This window comes from Micromonospora sp. URMC 107, from assembly GCF_051386315.1.
In the GTDB taxonomy this organism is placed as follows: domain Bacteria; phylum Actinomycetota; class Actinomycetes; order Mycobacteriales; family Micromonosporaceae; genus Micromonospora.
This window is the reverse complement of sequence record NZ_JBPQTK010000004.1, coordinates 55865-74502: the sequence shown is the minus strand read 5'-3', so window position 1 is coordinate 74502 and position 18638 is coordinate 55865. Positions and strand designations below refer to the sequence as shown.

The following is an 18638-nucleotide window of genomic DNA, read 5'->3' as shown; positions in this document are numbered from 1 at the left end:
CTCGGCGGAGGGGTAGAGGGTGGGCAGGCTCGCGTCGGCGTATGGGCAGGCGGTCGCCGCCCACCGGGCCGCCCGCGCCCACCTCGAAAACGCCCGCGCCGCGTGGCGTGCCGCGCCACCGCCTGCCCCACCGGAGGCGGACCCCGACCTGGTCGCCCGGCTGGCCCGGGTCGGCGGCGCGCTCGCCGCCCCCGCCCCGGGCACCCCGCTGGCCGGCACGCCCCTGCCGGTCCGCCTCGGTGAGGCGATCACCGCTGGCGGCGGGTTCCCCGTGCTGGTGCCCCTCGGCGGCGGCCACCACCTGTCCGTCGACGTCGACGCCCGTGACCCGCGTGCCGCCGCGCTGCTGCGGGCCGTCGTCCTGCGGATGCTGGCCACCGCGCCGCCCGGCGGGCTGCGGGTCGCCGGGCTCGACGCCGCCGCCCTCGGGGCCACCTTCGGGCCGCTGCGCCCACTGGTCGACGCCGGCGTGCTCGACCCGCCCGCCACCACCGAGGCGGAGGTGGCCGCGCTGCTCGACGACGCGGAGCGGCACGCCCGCGCCGCCCGGAACGGCGACCGTGACGACCAGGAACTGTTGCTGGTGGTGGCCGCGTCCGCCCCCTCACCCCGCGAGGCTGCCCGGCTCGCCGCGCTCACCCACGCCGGCCCGGCCGCCGCCGTCTGCGTCCTGGTCGGCGGCTGGCCGTCCGGGCCGTCGGCCACCCCACCGCCGCCGCTGGGCACCACCACCGCGCTGCGCCTGACCCCCGACGGGTACGCCCACGTCGGCGACCCGCCCGGCGCGCCGTTCAGCGCCGACGGCAGCGGGCTGGCCGTGCCGGTGCTGCTCGACGGTGATCCGCCGCCGGCGGCCGTGTCGGCCCTCGCGGGGCACCTCGACGCCGCCGCCCGCCGTCACGCCGCAGTGGGCTTCGCCGAGCTGCTGCCCCCGCACCGGTGGACGGAGTCCGGCCGAGCCGGCCTGCGTACCGTGGTTGGGCGCGCCGGCCGGGAATCCGTTTCGGTCGCCTTCGACGACGCCACCCCGCACTGGCTCGTCGGCGGGCGCACCGGCGGCGGCAAGACGGTCTTCCTGCTCGACGTCCTCTACGGGCTGGCCGCCCGCTACTCCCCGGCCGAGCTTCAGCTCTACCTCCTCGATTTCAAGGAGGGCGTGAGCTTCACCGAGTTCGTGCCGACCGAGCGCGACCCCGCCTGGCTGCCGCACGCCCGCACTGTGGGCATCGAGAGCGACCGCGAGTACGGCGTCGCCGTGCTGCGCGAGCTGCGCCGTGAGCTGAACCGCCGGGCCACCCTGCTCAAGCGGCACGGCGTCACGAAGCTCGCCGACCTGCCCGCCGACGTCGCGGCGCCCCGGGTCGTGGCGGTGGTCGACGAGTTCCAGGTGCTGCTGGCCGGCAGGGACGCCATCGCCCGGGATTCGGTGGACCTGCTGGAGGAACTGGCCCGCAAGGGCCGCTCCTACGGGGTGCACCTGGTGCTGGCCAGCCAGAGCACAACCGGTATCGAGGCTCTCTACGGGCGGGCCGAGGCCGTCTTCGGGCAGTTCGCCCTGCGGGTGGCGCTGCCCGGCGGCGGCGGCGTGCTCGACCGCGACAACCCCTCCGCCGCCACCCTGAGCGTCGGCACGGCCGTGCTCAACACCGCCGCCGGGGCCACTGGTGCCGACACGGTCGTCCGTTTTCCCGATGCTCACGCCGAGACCGCCGTGCTGGCCCGGCTGCGCCACGAACTGTGGCAGGCCCGGCCGGCGGGCGCCCGCCCGCCGTCGGTGTTCCGGGGTTACGAGGGTGCCCGCGTCGAGGACGACACCACGTTCGCCGGTCTGCGCCCCGGCGGCCGGCGTCCCCTGGCGCTGGTCGGCCGCACCGTCGACATGGACGGTACGTCCGCGCTGTTCATGATGGACACCAGCCCCGGCCGGCACCTGGCCGTCGTGGGCACGGCCGTCACCGCCGCCGAGGTGCTGCGCGCGGCCACTCTCAGCCTCGCCCGCCAGCACGGCCCCGGCGAGGCGCGGTTCCTGCTCGCACCCCTCGTGGCCGCCGCCGACCCGGCCGTCGACGACACCGTCGCCGCGCTCGTGGCCGCCGGCCACACCGTGGAACGCCTCGACGCGCACGCCCTGCGCGACCGGATCGTGGCGCTGGCCGCGCCAACCGCCGCCCCGCACGCGGCGCCCGGCACGGACACGACTGCTGGCGCGGCGGGATCCACCGGTGCGGGGCCGGCCCGCAGCTACCTGGTCGTGTTCGGGATGGATGCCGCCTCCGCCGTGCTCGCCGCCGCTGACCCGGTGACGTTCCGTTCCGCCCACGAGGACCTGCGTGCCCTGCTGCGCCAGGGGCCGGGGCGGGGCGTGCACCTGCTGGGCTGGTGGCGCGGCCTGCGCCGGCTCGCCGACGACCTCGGTGGCACCCAGAACCGCGACGACGTGGCCTGCCTGGTCGCGCTGAACGTGACCGGCGCCGAGTTGGGGCTGCACCTGGGCGTGCACGATCTGGCCTACCAGCCGCGCGCCGACCGGGCGCTGCTGGTCGACCGGCATGACCAGCGGGTACGCCTCATCGTGCCGTTCACCCGCGACGGGCACCCGCCGGACGGGGAGAGTTGAGTGTCCACCTTCGAGGACTACGCGGCGCTGGCCCGCCATCTCGCCGCCCAGCGGCGGGCCAGCGAGCAGGGCGCCGCCGCCGAGTCGGCCCGCCACCGGGACCTGCACGCCGCCGTCGACTACCTCGACCGCCGGCTCACCGCGCAGGGGCAGCGCCTCGACCAGCTCGGCCGCACGATCGGCAGTCCACCCCCGCCCCCCGGCCAGTCGACCCCCGGCGTTGCGCCGGGCGGCCCGGTGCCGGCTGCGCCGACGTCGGGCGGGCCGGTGGCGGCTGCGCCCACCTCGGGCGGCCTGTCGGCTGTCGGGGTGCCGTCGGCCGGGCGGCCCGACGGGTTGCCGCAACCGGGGGCGGGGTCGGTCGGCGGCGCAGCCGCCGCGCCGGGGCCGCCGGGAGCCGGGGCGTACGCCCAGGGGAGCCCGGGGGAGACGGCGCTGGCGGTGCCGGGCGGGGTGCCCACGCCACGCGCCGGGGAGCTGGACCCGGCGGCGGAGCTGGAGTCGGCGCGGCGCTGGGCCGACGAGGCCGACCGGCTGGGCCAGCAGGTCGAGCTGCTGGCCCAGCGCCCGGCGCTCCTGCCGAGCTGGTCAGCGATGGCCCGGGCGCTCGCCGTCTACCTCGGCTGTGCCGGCGTCGGCGTGCTGCTGATGCTGGTCATGGTGCTCGCCTCCGGCGTCGGGGCGCTCGGCCTCGGCACGCTCTACACGTGGATGTGCGCCGGGCTGCCCGCCGTGTCGCTGATCGCCGGCTGGCTCATCCTCGGTCGCTGGGGCACGCCCGTCGTGGTCGCCGGCACGCCACCGCGTTATCCCCTGCTGGGGATCCTGGTCTGCTTCCTGGCCGTCCCGTTGGCCTACTGCGGCTACCTGCTGATGTTCCGCGCCCTGCGCTGACGCCGCGCTGTCATGCCGCGCGGCGGTCTCGGTGGCGGCGAGGAAGGCGTCCAACTCGGCGGAGGTGAGCCCCTCGTCCTCCAGCAGCGCCAGGAGTAGCACCGTGCCGGCGGTCACCGCTCCGGCGGTGCCGGGCGGCGGCGGGCGCTCGCCCAGGGCCGCGCCGAGCAGCGTCTCCGCCAGCGTCGGGTCGACGTCCACGCCGGTCAGGTCGTAGCGTTCCCGGGCCGCCGCGACGAACCTGATCAGCGGCGCGCGGTCCTGCCCGGCGGCGAACCGGCGGCGCGCGGCCACCAGCAGCGCCCCGGCGAGCAGGTCGGCGTACCGCAGCCACTGCGGCTCGGTGAAGCGGCGCAACCGGCGGTCGTGCCGGCCGAGCCGCCCGTCGAGCAGGCTCCGCAGGGCGGTCGTCGGGTCGTCGGTCATGGGCGGTTCCACCTTCCTCGGTTCTGTCGGCTGCGCGGCAGGCCCGCTCCGGCCTTCGGGGCGTGCCGCCTGGTGTTGGCGAAGACCAGGTCGGCCGCAGCCCGTACCCCCTGGGCCGTTGCCTGTGCGGTCGCTGACGTGTCCGCCCGCGCCGGGGCGGCCGGCTGGGGCGGCAGCGTGGGTGCCGGCTCTGGCGTGCCGGTCAGGGCTGCGGCCCACCGGTCGATGGCCCGGCCGCCGTGCGCCAACCGCGCGGCCACCAGGTCGAGCCGGGCCACGGCCGCCCGAAACCGGCCCGCCGCGGCCAGGTCGCTCGGGTCGCGCGCCGCGCCGGGCCGCTGCGGCACGGCGCCCCCGCCGGTGGGGCCGGAAGCCTCCCGGTGGTGGCTGCGGCGGATCCGGTCCTCGGCCGCAGCCAGCCACCATCGGGTCCTGGCGGCCTCGGCGGCGGCCCGGTCCGCGTCGGCGCGAGCCACCCGCAGCCCGGCGAGCAGGTCACCGGCGCTGCCGGTACCGGCCCGGGCCACGCCGAGCCCGGCGTGCACGAGGCTCAGCGCCCGCCAGCATTCGGTGACGGCATCCTGCCAGGGCAGCCGCCGGCCGGGCGGTCCCGCGCCGTGCAGCAGCCCGCCGGCCCGGTCGGCCGCCGCGATGGTCGCCAGCCAGGCGTCACGAAGCCGGTCGACGGCATGCGCGTGCCCCGGCAGGTCCGGCGGCACCGCCCGGCCTCGGGGCGCCGGCAGCACGGGCGACGCCGGGCGGATTGGCGGCGGGGCGTCGCGCTGGTCGTGGAGTCGGGCCCGCGCGGCGCGCTGCGTGTCGCAAGGGCCGGGCCGTCCGCACCTGCGGCAGATCCCGGTGTACGCCTCCGTGTCGTGCTCGACCACCGTCCGCCGCGCCTCGGCCAGCTCGCGTAGGACGTGGTGGCGCAGCTCGTCGGCGTTCACCGGGCGACCCTGGCGTGCTTCACCAGGCGGGCGAAGCTCACCTCCGGGCACGGGTACGGCTCGCCGCACCCGCACATCCAGCGCGTCACGGGCCGGGGCGGGTGGGCGAACAGCACGTCGTCGGCGTCCTCGACGTCCTGCGCCGACGCCAATAACCGCCCGGCAGCGGGTGACGTGTCGTTCGGCGCTGGCGCGTGGTCGTTCATCGGTACGCGGCCGCCGGGTGGCGGGTCTGGTTCGTGGGGCACGAGTGTGTCTCCCGTCCGTCGGTGGCGGTGCGGAATCCAATCCGGGGTCGCGTGCGGCGGCCACGGCACGCCCGGCCGGCCGGGGGGATCGACCAGCCGGGCGCTCTGTGCGGTGGGGAAGAACCAACTCCGGGTTTGCAGACCTGGGAGCCGGTCGAGGCCAACTTTACACATGTAGTCACGGAAAGCAAGGACAGGAACACGTTGCTTGTCATGAGTAGTCACGCGTGATCGAATGGACGGGCAGACCTGGGAGTCCATATGCCCGTGAAGCCCAAATGGGAACAACTCGCGGACCGCATCCGTGGTCAGATCGAGTCAGGCGAACTTCAGCCGGGAGACCGGCTGCCCTCTACCGTCCAGCTCACGACCCAACACAATGTCTCCACGACGGTCGTCCGACAAGCGATCCTGGTGTTGCAGACGCAGGGCTGGGTGCAAGGCGTCCACGGGCTGGGCGTCTTCGTCGCCGAACGGCAAGCGGACTGACTGCTCCCGAAGGCTAGTTCCACCGCTTTCCGTTGGTGATCGGACGGTCGCGCTGCGTGCGCTGATCTCGTACTCTCCTCAGTTGTCGTGGCTCGTGCGGGGCGCGACGGGTGTCAGTGGACGGCCCGGGGGAGGGCACGTGAGCGCAGCGGAGATGATCGCCAGGTTGGCGGCGGCCTCGCAGAAGCTGGACGAGGCGAAGGCGAAGACGGCGGCGGCTGCCCAGGACGCGGCCGAGGCGCGGCAGCTCGTTGCGGGTGCACTACAGGGCATCGGGGCCGGGCCGCTGATCGGCATGATCGACTCGTACCGCGAGGCGCTGATGCGGGCCGCGCAGGGCAGCGAGCCGGCCAAGCAGCAGGTGCAGGAGACGATCGCCAAGGTGCACGCGTTGGGAAACTGAGCACGGGTGGTGGCGGCACAACCAGCCAACCACCCAATGTGCTGCGGCAGGCAGTGCCGAACGCTGGACCGGCCGCTGCTGCCCGACGAGCGGCGGACGCCCGTAGCGACGAGCCGCCAGCACCTCGGCGTGAGCGAATCAGTGCTGAGGCCATCGGGTTCTGGGCGTCAGCGGGCGCAGCTACTTGGGCAACAGTTTCCGAGTTCATGCCGGTGCTACCGAAGGCCGTGGCGGGGACTCTCCTGGCGGGGGCTGCCTCGGTCAGCGCTGGCAAGTCCTGGTTGAAGAAGCGTCGAGAGGATCGCGGTGAGAATTGACAGTTCGGTAGAGGCCGCCATGCGGATCACCATCCACGCCGCCGTCAAGCGGGACTTCGGGATGCTCGACCAGCAACTTCAGACACTCAGAAGTGACGAACTTGCCCGTTCGACCGTGCAACTGACACTTGCGGTCGTGGGCTACCTGATGACGGACGTGCACGGTGGCAGGCCAACGCGGGAGCAGGTGGCGGCGATTGCTACGGAGATCGCCAAGGCAGAATCATGGGCGCAGCCAACCCGTGATGAGGTCGAGGTCTTCCTCTCGAAGCTCATGAGCGGGGAGCCATTCGGTGAGGCTGTTCCGATCGAGAACATCATTGTGCTCGCCTTCGTGGTTGCCGCGAACCTGTTGTCGTCCTGCCGCCGTGACGACGAGAAGTGGTGGGACTATCTGGACCGTGCCGAGGCCGCGATCGAGGCGGCGGGATGACCGGGGTGTCGAGCCGGTGACGCGTGACGGTGGGGTGCTGGACGGGTTCCACATCCGGCAGGTGCCGGGTGACATCGGCACCGAGGTCTCCGACTTCGCCAGCGAATGGGACGACGTCCGGTTCGCCACGCGGGTCTGGGAGCGGCAGACCGACGACGGTCACCAGGTCGACCTGCGCGTCCACGTCCTGCGGGGCGAGCGGTTGACCGACCTCGCCGCGCTGCGCGACTTTCTCACCGAGTATCACGAGCGCGACCCTGGCGACTGGCCGTTGATCGACTTCGCGCACGGTGGGTCTGCGGGACTTCGTGACGACTCCCAGGCGTTCTGGCTCGCTGAGCCTGGCGTCGCCGTCAACGTGCTGGTCGACCCCGCTCAGGTGGACCGGGGGCAGCTCCTGGCTACGGCGCTTGCCGTTGTGGCTGTCGGGGCGCAGGGTGGAACCTCACGGTCACCTCGGTAAACCGTGGAAACGGCAGGCGGTTCGCCCTGTCGGCACGATCGCACGTCGCCACCCGTCAGACGGCGGTGCTCCAGGCCGCGTGACGCGCAACGGTGGGATCTCGGAGGACCGGCGCCCTGCCCGCGACCCGGCCATCGACTTCGACGACTACCGCTGCACGCGTCGGCCCGGGATCGCGATTGCTGAGGATGGCTGTTCTGGCACCCGAGCCGCCGCGCGCATCGCGGCAGATCCGGATGATCGCCCGGGGACAATCACCCGAACCTCGTCCAGTGCCCTTCGGAGACCACCTCGACCGAGCCGTCGACCACCTTGATAGCCGTCTGTTCGTCGATGGCGTAGGCCGGGACGCCGAGGTCGGCGGCCCATCGCTCCGCATGAGCCATGGTGTTTGTCGGGAAGAGGTTCAGGTGCGGGAAGATCGAGAAGTCGACAACTCCCAGGGTGCGGTCATCTGGTGCGGACGGCCACTCGACGAAGTAGTCCCCGATCCGGGGCGTCATCACCATGCTTCCGGCGCTTACTCCCACCCAGACCTTGTCGGGCAGCGAAGGCAGCAGACCGGCTAGCCCAGACTCGCGCATTCAGTGACACAGGCATGTCGCGTCGCCTCCGTCGACCAGGAGCACGTCGGCCTTCCGGACCCAGGGAAACCATCGTTCCGCGCCGATGGTGGGCAGTGCGGTGAGCTCGAGGACACCGAGTGACGCCCAGCCCAGGCCGGACACGCACTGCCAGTCAGGCTTGGGCTCGGCGGCGACGAAGTCCCGTACCGATGTCGGACCGCACATCGGGTGACCCCACTGTGCTGTCGGGACGCAGAGGGCGTGGCACTCATCGATCGGCTTGCCGAGCAGCTGTACGAGCGCCGAGTAGATGCTCGGGTTCGTGACGCCGCCGGACGTCAGCAAGAGCTTCACGATGCCTCCGGATTTACACGCGCAGCTGGCGGTTGCGCAGGAACGTCACGACTTCGGACAGTTGCCGTACGCGCTCCGGGTCGACTGACCGCCGGCCACCGGCGCCCGTCCGTGACCGTGCGGACAGCCGGAAACGCGTTTCTTCGATTGGCGTCGCCTGCGTAGGATCTCCGGCGATCAAGGGGGATGAAACGGTGGGCGGTTTCCAGCAGTTCGTGACGGATGTGACTTCGCGTCTGTCCACGATGTCCAGGGGCGAGTTGTACGTCGTCGGCGACGGTCTCGACCGGGACTCACTCTGGCTCACCTTTCTCGATTCCTTCCCCGCCGGCACCAATCTGCGGTTCCGTGAGCGATCCGAGTACGACTGCTCGACCTGCCGCAGTTTCATCAAGCACTTCGGCAACGTCGTCGAGATCCACGACGGGCGGGTCCGTACCGTCTGGTCCGGGGTGTCGGCATCCGACCCGGTCTTCTCCGTCGTCGCCGCCGCTCTGGACGAGTTCGTTCTTTCGCTGCCGTTGTCCACCATCTTCCGGTCCACTCAGGCGCAGTACGGGACGAAGACCACCCGAACGCTGCGCGACGGCCAGGTCGAGGTGTGGCACCACCTGCACGGCCGGGTCGAGAAGCGGCATCGCACCGGAGACGTCGGCGCGGCACAGGGCAACTTTGACGCCGCGGTGCAGGTCTTCCAGCGTGGCCTGGCCGAGCTGACCCGGCACGCTCTGGACACCGTCGTCGACCTCGTCGACGACAACGCCCTCTACCGTGGCGCGGAGCATCGCCGGGCGGTGACCGAGTTCCGTTCGCTGCAAAACGGGTGGACCCAGGCGACCGACCGACGTGCCTTCGTCTTCGCCAACGCCATGAACCCGGCGGCCCGGTTCCGCAACACGGTGATCGGCACCCTCGTCCAGGATCTCTCCGCAGGCGTCGACCTGGAGCAGGCGGTCCGGTCGTTCGAGGCGAAGGTGGCGCCGCAGAATTACCAGCGCCCCACGGCGTTGATCACCCCGGGCATGGTCAAGGCCGCCATGAGGACCATTGCCGAGCTGGGTATCGAGGAGTCGTTGCAGCGACGGTTCGCCCGGCTGTCCGACCTGTCGGTCACCAACGTGCTGTGGGTCGACAACGACACCCAGGCACGGATGAAGGACGGCCTCGAAGGGCTGCTCATGCAGGCGGCCACCATTAATTCGGCAGGTGCGCGCCTTCGTGACGCCAAGCCGGAGGAGATTCCCGTGGTCTCCTTCATGAAGGACATCCTGCCCGGCGCCGCCACCATCGACCTGTGGGTCGCCAACACCTACGAGCCGCACCTCGTCAGTCTCACGACCGGCCGGCACCCGACTGCACCGCGGTTGTTCAAGTGGGACAACGATTTCGGCTGGTCGTACGGCGGCAACGTCACCGACTCGATCAGGGAGAAGGTCAAGCGGGCCGGCGGCAACGTCACCGGCAAGCTGCGGGTGAGCCTGTCCTGGTTCAACCACGACGACCTGGACCTGCACGTGTACGAACCCAACGGCGACCACATCTGGTACCAGGAGAAGCGCGACAAGCTGGATGTCGACATGAACGCCAGCGGGCCGCTCTCCCGCGAGCCGGTGGAGAACGTCACCTGGACCGACCGCGTCCCCGACGGTGAGTACCGGATCGAGGTGAACCAGTACCGCAAGCGGGACAGCGCCCAGGTCGGCTTCGTGATCGAGACCGAGAGCAACGGGAAGATCGAGCATTACAGCCACGAGCGCGCAGTCGGCCACAAGGAGACCGTCGAGGTGGGCCGGATGACGGTTGCCGGCGGGGTGATCACCGCTTTCCGGCCGGGTAGGGACGTGCAGCCGGGCAGTGCGGGCAAGGAGTTGTGGGGCATCGCCACCGAACAGTTCGTACCGGTGTCCACCATCATGTACTCGCCGAACCACTTCGACGACAACGAGGTCGGCAACCGGCACTACTTCTTCATCCTCAAGGGGTGCGTGAACGACCAGCCGACGCGGGGGATCTACAACGAATTCCTCCGCAGCGACCTGCAACCGCACCGCAAGGTGTTCGAGGTTCTCGGCGACCGCACCAAGTGCGAGCCGTCTCCGGATCAGCTGTCCGGCCTCGGCTTCAGCTCCACGGTCCGCAACTCTGTGGTCGCCAAGGTGACCATGACCGGCGGCCGGCGCCGCCTCATCAGCATCCAGTTCTGATTCCCTACCCAGATATTTCAGAGAGGCTACCGTGACCATTTTCGAGAAGGCCACACGGGAGAAGTTCCGCTACCCGTCGGCCAAGGGACTGCTGACCACGGAACAGCTGTGGGAGCTTCCGCTGACCGCCAAGTCCGGCTTCAGCCTCGATGATGTGGCCAAGGCGGTCAACGCCGAACTCAAGGCCGTCGACACCGAGTCGTTCGTGGCCACCGAGGCCAATCCGGCCAAGGCAACCTTGGAAACCAAGCTGGAGGTCGTCAAGCACGTCATCGCCGTCCGCCTCGCAGAGGACCAGGCGGCGAAGGCGGCGGCGGCCAACAAGCTGGAGAAGGAGAAGCTGCTGGCGGCCCTGGCCCGCAAGCAGGACGCGGTACTGGAGAACCTGACCGAGGCAGAGCTACTGGCCCGGATCAACAACCTGTAGGCCGCCGACGATCAGCGTCTGCCAGCGGACCCGCACATCGCCGAGAAGTACGGTCGCCAGCAGGACCTGTGCGGCCAGGCCGGCGCCCCGCTGGCAGCGGTCAGACCCGTTCGACGACGACCACCGGGATCTCCCGCTCGGTCTCCTTCTGGTAGCGGGCGTACGTCGGGAAGACCTGCGTCATCACCTGCCACAGCCGGGGCCGCTCCTCGGCGGTGGCGGTGCGCGCCGTGCCCCGGAACTTCTCGGCCCCGACCTGCACCTCCACCTGCGGGTCGGCGCACAGGTTGAGATACCAGGCGGGGTGCCGCGCCGCGCCGCCATTCGACGCCACCAGCAGGTAGCGGTCGCCGTCGCGGCCGTAGATGAGCGCGGTGCGCCGCAGCGTGCCCGAGCGGCGCCCCCGGGTGGTGATCAGCAGGGCGTCGTAGCCGTGGTACTTCCCGCCGTCGGCGCCGTCGCTCGCCACGTAGCGGCGCACGTGGCTGGCCACCCACTCGACCGGGCTGTCCTCGATGGTCTCCGACATCCGGCCAGCCTAGCGGCCTCCCCGCGGTGATCGTCGGCCCGTCGGGCGGCGCGGAAGCAGGGGGAAGGGCGCCGGTCAGGGATCGGTGAGCAGCAGCCAGTCGTCGTCGAGCGGGGCGACGGTCGTGCCCTCGGGCCAGACGTGCGAGCCGGCGGTCGTCGCCCGCGCCTGGTCCACCAGGGGACGGCGGGCGAACGTCGCCCCCTCGAAGGTCACCGGGCCGTGGAAGCGGGCCCGGCCGAAGTTGGCCGCCCCCTCGAAGCGGGCCCGCTCGAACCAGGTCTGGTCACCGAACTCGGTCCACCGGAACAGGGCCAGGTCCGCGAAGCGGGCCTGCCGGAACCCGGCGTAGCCGGCGAACGCGGCGTGGTCCATCGAGACGCCGCTCAGGAAGACCGCCTCGCGGAAGGTCGCGCTGTCGGTGAAGCGGGCCGCGTCGAAGCTCGCCGTCCGGTGGAAGGTGACGCCCCGGAAGGAGGCCCGGGCGATGGTGGCCTGCCGGCACGACAGCCCGCCCGCGAGGTCGGCCCCCTCGAAGCTGACCCCGCCGGTGACCCGGGCGTGGTCGAGGACGATCTCGGCGTCGCCGCGCAGGTCGTCGCAGGCCAGGTCCGCGAAGGTCGCGCCGAGGGAGAGCCGCCCGCGCACGGTCGCGCCGACAAGGCTGGTGGTGCCGGCGCAGACCGCGCCGGTGAGGTCCGCGTCGTGCAGGGTGCAGCCGGTCGCGTCGAACCCGTCGAGCCGGGCGCCGGTCAGGTCCAGCCTGACCCCCGGCCAGTAGGCGTCGTCGTCCGCGCGCAGGTGCCGGGTCAGGACCCGCTGGGCGGTGCGGCGCACCTCCGCCTCGCGCGCGTCGTCCTCCGGCGCCGGCATCCGCAGGTACGCGCAGAGCACCGCCACGATCGTCTCCCGCTGGGCGGGGTTGTCCTGCCCGAGCCGCTCCAGGGCGTGCAGGCCGCCCAGGCGTACGGCGGCGTTGTCGTTGCCGAGCAGCTCGACGGCGCTGGTGTACAGCTCGGTCAGCCGGCGCTCGGCGGCGTCGTGCTCGGCGGCCTCGGCCTGCCGTTCCTGGTGGCGCTGCCCGGCCTCGGCGACTGCTTCCGCGTGCGCCTGCACCCGTTCCCGGTGTGCCTGGTCCTGCGCGGCGACGGCCTCCTGGTGCCGCTGGGCGCGTTCGCCGATCCACTGTCGCCGGGCGGCCAGCAGCAGGGCGAGCCCGCCGCCGGTGCCGGCGACCACGGTCAGCCCGGTGCGGATGGCGTCGATGCGCAGCGTCGCGCGGGTGTCCGGCTGGGCGGCGCGGTCGGCCTCGCCGAGCAGCCAGTCGAGCACCAGCCAGCCGAGCAGCCCGGCGACCAGCAGCCCGACGAGCACCAGCCACCACGGCATCACCCGCAGCGGCTCTTCGCGGGGTGGTGTCGGACGCACGGGTCACAGCATGCCACCGCGCTCGGCCCGACGTGGGGCACCGTCCCTCATGGACGGCGACCGCCGGGATTGCCGGTTCGTGCCCCTGGCGCGACAAGAGGTTACCGGCCCGTAACTTGTCATTGACGACGATGGATCACGGACAGCATCATCGTCCCACGATCGATCGGATCCCCACCCGCCGTTCCCGGCCCACCGGGTACCTCCCGCCGGAGGTGCAGCCATGCTGCTCCGAAAGATCGTCCTCACCGCCACCGTCGTCGCCGCGCTGCTCGTGCCGGCCACCGCCGCGACGGCCGCCCCCGACCGCCCCGCCGCCGCCACGTCCGCCGCCGCCACGACCACCACCACGGCCGCCGGCAATCCCGTGATCGTCGTCGGCGGCCTGATCGGCGTCTCCATCGCGTACGAGCCGATCGCCGCGCGGCTGCGCGCCGACGGCCACCGGGTCTACGTCTACCAACTGCCGGGGCTCGGCTTCGGCGACATCCGCGACTCCGCCCGCGCCTTCTCCGGCTTCGTGGACCAGGTCCGCTCGGCCACCGGGGCGGCCAGGGTGGACGTCGTCGCCCACTCCGAGGGCGGCTTGGTCTCCCGCTGGTACGTCAAGTTCCTCGGCGGCGCGGACGCCGTCGCGCGCTACGTCAGCCTCGGCAGCCCCCAACAGGGCACCTACGTGGCCAACATCCTGCGCGTCGTCGGGCTCGGCAGCTGCGCCGGAGTCGTCGCCTGCCAGCAGATGTCCATCGGCTCCGGCTTCCTGGCCGACCTGAACGCCGGCGACGACACCCCCGGCGCGGTCCGCTGGACCACCGTCCGGTCGTGGCAGGACGAGCTGGTCCGCCCCGTCGACAACGCCACGCTGGCCGACGGCGCGACCAACGTGCTGATCCAGGCCGCGTGCCCGCTGCGCGCGGTCGGCCACCTCGGCCTCGTGCTGGACGGCACGGCGTACTCGATCGTGCGGCAGGCGCTGCGCGGGGAGGCGGTCCGCCCGCACTGCCTCGCCCTGTAGCGCCGGTCGCGGGCGGGCGGCCGGGCGTCGTCCGTCCCCGCGCCACGTCAGGTGGCCCTGGTGAGGGCCGCGTACTCGTCGTCGGTCAGCCGCACCTCGGCGGCGGCCACGTTCTCCTCCAGGTGCGCCACCGACGACGTGCCCGGGATCGGCAGCATCACCGGCGACCGGCGCAGCAGCCAGGCGAGGGCGAGCTGGGCGGGCGTCGCCCCGTGCCCGGTGCTGATCGCGTCCAGCGGGCCGCCCGGCCGGGCCAGGTTGCCGGTGGCGATCGGGAACCAGGGGATGAACGCGAGGTCGTTGCGCTCGCAGTGTTCCAGCACGGACTCCGCGCCGCGGTCCGCCAGGTTGTAGAGGTTCTGCACCGAGACGATCGGGGTGACGGCGCGGGCCGCCTCGATCTGCTCGACGGTCACCTCGGAGAGGCCGATGTGGCGGATCTTGCCCTCCTGCTTGAGCAGCGCCAGCTCGCCGAGCTGGTCGGCGAGCGGCACCTGCGGGTCGATCCGGTGCAGCTGGTAGAGCCCGATGGCCTCCAGGCCGAGGTGCCGCAGGCTCAGCTCGCACTGCTGGCGCAGGTATTCCGGGCGCCCCACCGGCCGCCAGTCGCCCGGGCCGGAGCGGGTCAGGCCGGCCTTGGTCGCGATGACCAGGTCGTCGGCGTACGGGTGCAGGGCCTGCCGGATCAGCAGCTCGCTGACGAAGGGGCCGTAGGAGTCGGCCGTGTCGATGAACGTCACGCCCAGCTCGTAGGCCCGGCGCAGCACCCGTACGGCCTCGGCCGGATCCTTCGGGTCGCCCCACACGCCGGGGCCGGTGATCTGCATCGCCCCGTAGCCGAGCCGGTCGACCTGGAGGTCGCCCCCGATCCGGTACGTCCCCGAGGCCTTGGCGGGCTGCTTGCCGGCGTCGTTCGCCATGCGTGGATTCCCCATCCTGTCTCTCTTCGTCCCCAGCGGCCAATCTAGCCACCACCGGTGGGGCTTTCCCGCCGATCGTCGCCCGCACCACCGCCGGGACGGACCGAGACCGGGATCACCCGCCGTCGGGCCGTACGTGCACCGGGGCCGGCACGTGGTCGAGGTGGGTGTGCCGGAAGGGCCGGGTCAGCGGGCACGGGTCGAGCCGCAGGGCTTCGAGGATGGCCTGGTGCTGGCACTCGGCGAACAGGCGGGGCACGCCGTCGAGCGGGACCTCCCCGCGCAGCGCCGCGCCGAGGCCCACGGTGTCGACCGCGCCGACGCCCAGCGGGGCGAAGACGCCCGGGTCGTCGCCGCTCGGGCCGGGCGGCGGCGGGGCGTCCAGCGGGTAGATCGTGCCGTCGAAGCCGGCGAGCACCTCGTTGTCGTCGTCCCAGTATTCCGTCACCCAGCCCCGGTCGGAGAGGTAGCGGTGCGCCTCCCGGCCGCCTGCGTGCACGCTGGCCCGCATGACGCTGGAGTCGAAGACGTCGAAGGCGATCGCCGGCTCGCCCGTGAGCAGGGTGATCAGCTGCGCCAGGTCGTCGACCTCGGCGTAGCCGCCCTCCTCCTCGCGTGGAGCGACCGCCCAGCGGCGCTCGCCGACCTCCGTCACGTACGCCTCGGTGCCGACGTCGGTCAGCACCCTGCGGATCTCCGCCAGGCCGCCCACGGCCAGGATCGTCTGGTAGCTCGTGCCCACGCCGGCAGCGTAGGCCGGGGGTGGGACAGCGTCCGGCCGCCGAGACCGGTGCCTCCGCAGCCCCGCCGGCGAAAACGGCGCGACGGGGCCGCAACCGGGCCGCGCCGCCGACGAAGTTGACCGGAGCGCCCGTGCCGGCGGGCCGCCCGTGCGACGCTGGGCCCGTGCCGGCTCGGCGTCGACCGCGGGTCGTCGCGGGCGGCGCGACGCGGGAGGGAGCGCCATGACGGGAGTGCCGCAGGTCGACTTCGCGCTCGACACGTACGAGTGCATCGTGCTGTATCCCGGCGCGGCCGGGCGGGCGCTGCCGGCGGAGACGGTGCAGCGGTTGCAGGCCGAGCACCTCGCGCACATGCAGGCCCTGCAACGGCGGGGGATCATCCTGGTCGCCGGCTCGGTGGACGGCCCGGCCCGTGAACCCGACCCGCCGATCGGCTTCGGCCTGGCCCGCACCGGATCGGTGGACGACGTGCGCAGCGTGATGGAGGCCGACCCGGCCGTGCAGGCCGGGCTCTACCGGGTGGACGTGATGACCTTCCTCTGCCCGGAGGGCTCGCTGGACTTCCCGCTGGTCAAGACGCAGAGCTGAGCCGTCGGCGGCCGCCACCCGCGACCCGGCGCCGACCCGACCCCCGCGGCGTCTTCGGGGCGGTGCCGAGGACGCCGTCGACCCGGGCGCCGGGTCGGCCGGCGGGGAGCACCCGGCTGTCCGTTCGCGCCGGGGGCGTACGATTCCGGCGCGCGGTCGCCGATGCCCGCCGCCTCAACGTTCCGGCGTGGGTTCCGCCCGCCGGCTGCGCGCGTGCCGCGCGTCGTTGGACAATGTTCCGCAGTCCGCAAGGGGTCGGCCCACAGCCCGACCCGGAGGAGAGACTAGCCTGATGGGCGTGACACGCCGCGCGAAGATCGTCTGCACTCTTGGTCCCGCCACCTCGTCGCCGGAGCGCATCCGGGGCCTCGTGGAGGCCGGCATGAACGTGGCGAGACTCAACTTCAGCCACGGCAGCCACTCCGACCACGAGGCGGTGTACCGGCTGGTCCGCGAGGCCGCGGACGCGGCCGGCCGACCGGTGGCCGTGCTCGCCGACCTGCAGGGCCCGAAGATCCGGCTCGGCCGGTTCGCCGACGGCCCGCACGAGTGGCGCACCGGCGACTCGGTCGTCATCACCGGGGACGACGTCCTCGGCACCAAGGAGCGGGTCTCCTGCACCTACCGCAAGCTTCCTCAGGAGGTCAAGCCCGGCGACCGGCTGCTGATCGACGACGGCCGGGTCGCCGTCGAGGTCACCGACGTCACCGGCAACGACATCCGCTGCCTGGTCACCGAGGGCGGTCCGGTCTCCAACAACAAGGGCGTCTCGCTGCCGAACGTGGCGGTCAGCGTGCCGGCGATGTCCGAGAAGGACGCCGAGGACCTGCGTTTCGCGCTCGGCCTGGGCGTCGACCTGATCGCGCTCTCCTTCGTCCGCTCGGCGGACGACATCAAGCTGGTGCACGGCATCATGGCCGAGGAGGGCGTGCACCGGCCGGTGCTGGCCAAGGTGGAGAAGCCCGAGGCGGTCGACTGCCTGGAGCAGATCGTGCTGGCCTTCGACGGCGTCATGGTCGCCCGCGGCGACCTCGGCGTGGAGCTGCCGCTGGACCAGGTCCCTTTGGTGCAGAAGCGTGCCGTGCAGCTCTGTCGGGAGAACGCCAAGCCGGTCATCGTGGCCACCCAGATGCTCGACTCCATGATCGAGAACTCCCGGCCGACCCGCGCCGAGGCCTCCGACGTGGCCAACGCCGTGCTCGACGGCGCGGACGCGGTGATGCTCTCCGGTGAGACCAGCGTTGGCAAGTACCCGGTGCTCACCGTCAGCACCATGGCGAAGATCGTCACCACCACCGAGTCCGGCTCGATCGGGGTGCCGCGCCTGCAGCACGACCCCCGTACGCACGGTGGCGCGCTCACCGTCGCCGCCTCCTCGATCGCCCGGGCCATCGGCGCGAAGGCCCTGGTCGCCTTCTCACAGACCGGCGACACCGTGCGGCGGCTGTCCCGGCTGCACTGCGACCTGCCGCTGCTCGCCTTCACCCCGGTGCCCGAGGTGCGCAACCAGCTCGCCCTCTCCTGGGGCGTGGAGACGTTCCTGATGCCGTTCGTCGAGCACACCGACGACATGTTCCGCCAGGTCGACCAGGCGCTGCTCGGGCTCGACCGGGCCAACCCCGGCGACTACGTCGTGATCGTCGCCGGCAGCCCGCCCGGCACCCCCGGCTCGACCAACACGCTGCGCGTACACCAGCTCGGGTCGCTGGTCGACGCGGCGTCGGCGCGGGCCTTGCAGTGAGCGACGCGGACGTCGCGGTCGGGCAGGCCGCGGTCGACCAGCTCCTGGAGGTGCTCGACCTGGAGCACACCGGCGGGATGACCTTCCGGGGGATGAGCCCCCCGGTCGGTCCCCAGCGGGTGTACGGCGGCCAGGTCGCCGGCCAGGCCCTGGTCGCCGCCGGACGCACCGTCGACCCGGCCCGCTTCGTGCACTCCCTGCACGGCTACTTCGTCCGCCCGGGCGACCCGGCCGAGCCGATCGTGTACGAGGTGGAGAACGTCCGCGACGGCCGCTCGTTCTCGGTGCGCCGCTCGGTGGCGCTCCAGCACGACAAGCCGATCTTCTTCATGTCGGCGTCGTTCCAGCGCACGGAGGAGGGCCTGGAGCACCAGGCCCCCACCCCGCCGGACGTGCCGGGTCCCGACGAGGTCCCGACGATGACCGACCGGCTCGCCCGCTATCCGGAGCGGCTCGGCATCTGGGCGCAGATCCCGCGCCCGATCGACGTCCGCTACGTCGGCGAGCCCGGCTGGGTGCGCCCCGGCGACCGCCCCGCCGACCCGCACCAGCGGGTCTGGATGCGCATCGACGGCAAGCTGCCCGACGACCCGCTGCTGCACGCCTGCGCGCTGACCTACGCCTCCGACCTGACGCTGCTGGACTCGGTGCTCTCGGTGCACGGCGAGGTGTGGGGCCCGGGCGGCGTGGTCGGGGCCAGCCTCGACCACGCGCTCTGGTTCCACCGGCCGTTCCGCGCCGACGACTGGTTCCTCTACGACTGCTGGAGCCCGTCCGCCTCCGGCGCGCGCGGGCTCGCCACCGGCCGCATGTTCACCACCGACGGGCGGCACATCGCCAGCGCCGTGCAGGAGGGGCTGCTGCGCCGCGTCGGCGACTGAGCCGT

The 18638-nt window shown here is 72.7% G+C and carries 18 protein-coding genes and 1 pseudogene; 12 read left to right on the top strand and 7 right to left on the bottom strand.

The genetic code is table 11. From position 1 onward, the window contains the following. The first annotated feature begins 19 nt into the window (after positions 1-19). Both ACSNN9_RS01675 and ACSNN9_RS01670 read left to right on the top strand, forming a co-directional pair. On the top strand, positions 20-2617 hold the full coding sequence (locus ACSNN9_RS01675; protein ID WP_436670840.1) for an FtsK/SpoIIIE domain-containing protein: 2598 nt from the start codon (positions 20-22) through the stop codon (positions 2615-2617). Beyond that, complete coding sequence (locus ACSNN9_RS01670) at positions 2618-3511, top strand: hypothetical protein (RefSeq protein ID WP_436670839.1); 894 nt, start codon at positions 2618-2620, stop codon at positions 3509-3511. A gap of 422 nt (positions 3512-3933) precedes the next feature. Here the strand turns inward: ACSNN9_RS01670 and ACSNN9_RS01665 are convergent, their stop codons facing one another. Both ACSNN9_RS01665 and ACSNN9_RS01660 read right to left on the bottom strand, forming a co-directional pair. After that, positions 3934-4884: a hypothetical protein gene (locus ACSNN9_RS01665; protein WP_436670838.1), complete on the bottom strand. Its 951-nt coding sequence runs from the start codon at positions 4882-4884 to the stop codon at positions 3934-3936. Then, positions 4881-5036 (bottom strand): hypothetical protein, encoded by a 156-nt coding sequence (locus ACSNN9_RS01660; protein ID WP_436670837.1) that lies wholly within the window; start codon positions 5034-5036, stop codon positions 4881-4883. Before ACSNN9_RS01660 ends, ACSNN9_RS01665 begins: the two co-directional genes overlap by 4 nt. 357 nt (positions 5037-5393) lie before the next feature. Between ACSNN9_RS01660 and ACSNN9_RS01655 the strand changes: the two genes are divergently transcribed. From ACSNN9_RS01655 to ACSNN9_RS01640, 4 genes are all read left to right on the top strand, one after another. Next, positions 5394-5621 carry a winged helix-turn-helix domain-containing protein gene (locus ACSNN9_RS01655; protein WP_436670836.1) on the top strand — a complete coding sequence of 76 codons (228 nt, stop codon included), beginning with the start codon at positions 5394-5396 and terminating at the stop codon, positions 5619-5621. Positions 5622-5760: 139 nt separating this feature from the next. Then, positions 5761-6024: a DUF6244 family protein gene (locus tag ACSNN9_RS01650; protein WP_091076450.1), complete on the top strand. Its 264-nt coding sequence runs from the start codon at positions 5761-5763 to the stop codon at positions 6022-6024. Positions 6025-6360: 336 nt separating this feature from the next. Continuing rightward, on the top strand, positions 6361-6774 hold the full coding sequence (locus ACSNN9_RS01645; protein WP_436670835.1) for a hypothetical protein: 414 nt from the start codon (positions 6361-6363) through the stop codon (positions 6772-6774). Positions 6775-6808: 34 nt separating this feature from the next. Further along, positions 6809-7237, top strand: a complete 429-nt coding sequence (locus tag ACSNN9_RS01640) for a hypothetical protein (RefSeq protein WP_436670834.1) — start codon at positions 6809-6811, stop codon at positions 7235-7237. A gap of 254 nt (positions 7238-7491) precedes the next feature. On the opposite strand, the pseudogene ACSNN9_RS01635 reads toward ACSNN9_RS01640, so the two are convergent. After that, positions 7492-8157 (bottom strand): annotated as a pseudogene (locus ACSNN9_RS01635) (Type 1 glutamine amidotransferase-like domain-containing protein). 194 nt (positions 8158-8351) lie between these two features. Here ACSNN9_RS01635 and ACSNN9_RS01630 point away from each other — a divergent pair. Together ACSNN9_RS01630 and ACSNN9_RS01625 are read left to right on the top strand one after the other, a co-directional pair. Further along, positions 8352-10361: a hypothetical protein gene (locus ACSNN9_RS01630; RefSeq protein WP_436670866.1), complete on the top strand. Its 2010-nt coding sequence runs from the start codon at positions 8352-8354 to the stop codon at positions 10359-10361. Between the two features lie 31 nt (positions 10362-10392). Further along, positions 10393-10788: a hypothetical protein gene (locus tag ACSNN9_RS01625; protein WP_436670833.1), complete on the top strand. Its 396-nt coding sequence runs from the start codon at positions 10393-10395 to the stop codon at positions 10786-10788. A 100-nt stretch (positions 10789-10888) separates the two neighbouring features. Here the strand turns inward: ACSNN9_RS01625 and ACSNN9_RS01620 are convergent, their stop codons facing one another. Further along, complete coding sequence (locus tag ACSNN9_RS01620; protein ID WP_436670832.1) at positions 10889-11317, bottom strand: nitroreductase family deazaflavin-dependent oxidoreductase; 429 nt, start codon at positions 11315-11317, stop codon at positions 10889-10891. A 75-nt stretch (positions 11318-11392) separates the two neighbouring features. Further along, entirely contained in the window at positions 11393-12745 is a 1353-nt protein-coding gene (locus ACSNN9_RS01615; RefSeq protein ID WP_436670831.1) for a pentapeptide repeat-containing protein, read from the bottom strand. A 223-nt stretch (positions 12746-12968) separates the two neighbouring features. Here ACSNN9_RS01615 and ACSNN9_RS01610 point away from each other — a divergent pair, with 223 nt between their 5' ends. Further along, the gene (locus ACSNN9_RS01610) at positions 12969-13760 is read left to right on the top strand and encodes a lipase family alpha/beta hydrolase (RefSeq protein WP_436670830.1); all 792 of its coding nucleotides are present in this window, start codon (positions 12969-12971) and stop codon (positions 13758-13760) included. A gap of 47 nt (positions 13761-13807) precedes the next feature. Here the strand turns inward: ACSNN9_RS01610 and ACSNN9_RS01605 are convergent, their stop codons facing one another. Continuing rightward, the gene (locus ACSNN9_RS01605; protein ID WP_436670829.1) at positions 13808-14680 is read right to left on the bottom strand and encodes an aldo/keto reductase; all 873 of its coding nucleotides are present in this window, start codon (positions 14678-14680) and stop codon (positions 13808-13810) included. Positions 14681-14795: 115 nt separating this feature from the next. Further along, positions 14796-15422, bottom strand: a complete 627-nt coding sequence (locus ACSNN9_RS01600; RefSeq protein WP_436670828.1) for a hypothetical protein — start codon at positions 15420-15422, stop codon at positions 14796-14798. A gap of 223 nt (positions 15423-15645) precedes the next feature. On the opposite strand from ACSNN9_RS01600, the gene ACSNN9_RS01595 reads away from it, so the two are divergent. The 3 genes from ACSNN9_RS01595 to ACSNN9_RS01585 all read left to right on the top strand — a co-directional run bounded on the left by ACSNN9_RS01595 (position 15646) and on the right by ACSNN9_RS01585 (position 18633). Continuing rightward, positions 15646-16011 carry a YciI family protein gene (locus ACSNN9_RS01595; RefSeq protein WP_358092945.1) on the top strand — a complete coding sequence of 122 codons (366 nt, stop codon included), beginning with the start codon at positions 15646-15648 and terminating at the stop codon, positions 16009-16011. Positions 16012-16303: 292 nt separating this feature from the next. Then, positions 16304-17752, top strand: coding sequence for a pyruvate kinase (gene pyk / locus ACSNN9_RS01590; protein WP_436670827.1), 1449 nt, complete (start codon positions 16304-16306; stop codon positions 17750-17752). Then, a complete protein-coding gene (locus tag ACSNN9_RS01585) occupies positions 17749-18633 on the top strand; it encodes an acyl-CoA thioesterase (RefSeq protein WP_436670826.1) in 885 nt (294 codons plus the stop codon). Before pyk ends, ACSNN9_RS01585 begins: the two co-directional genes overlap by 4 nt. The last annotated feature ends 5 nt before the right edge of the window (positions 18634-18638 follow it).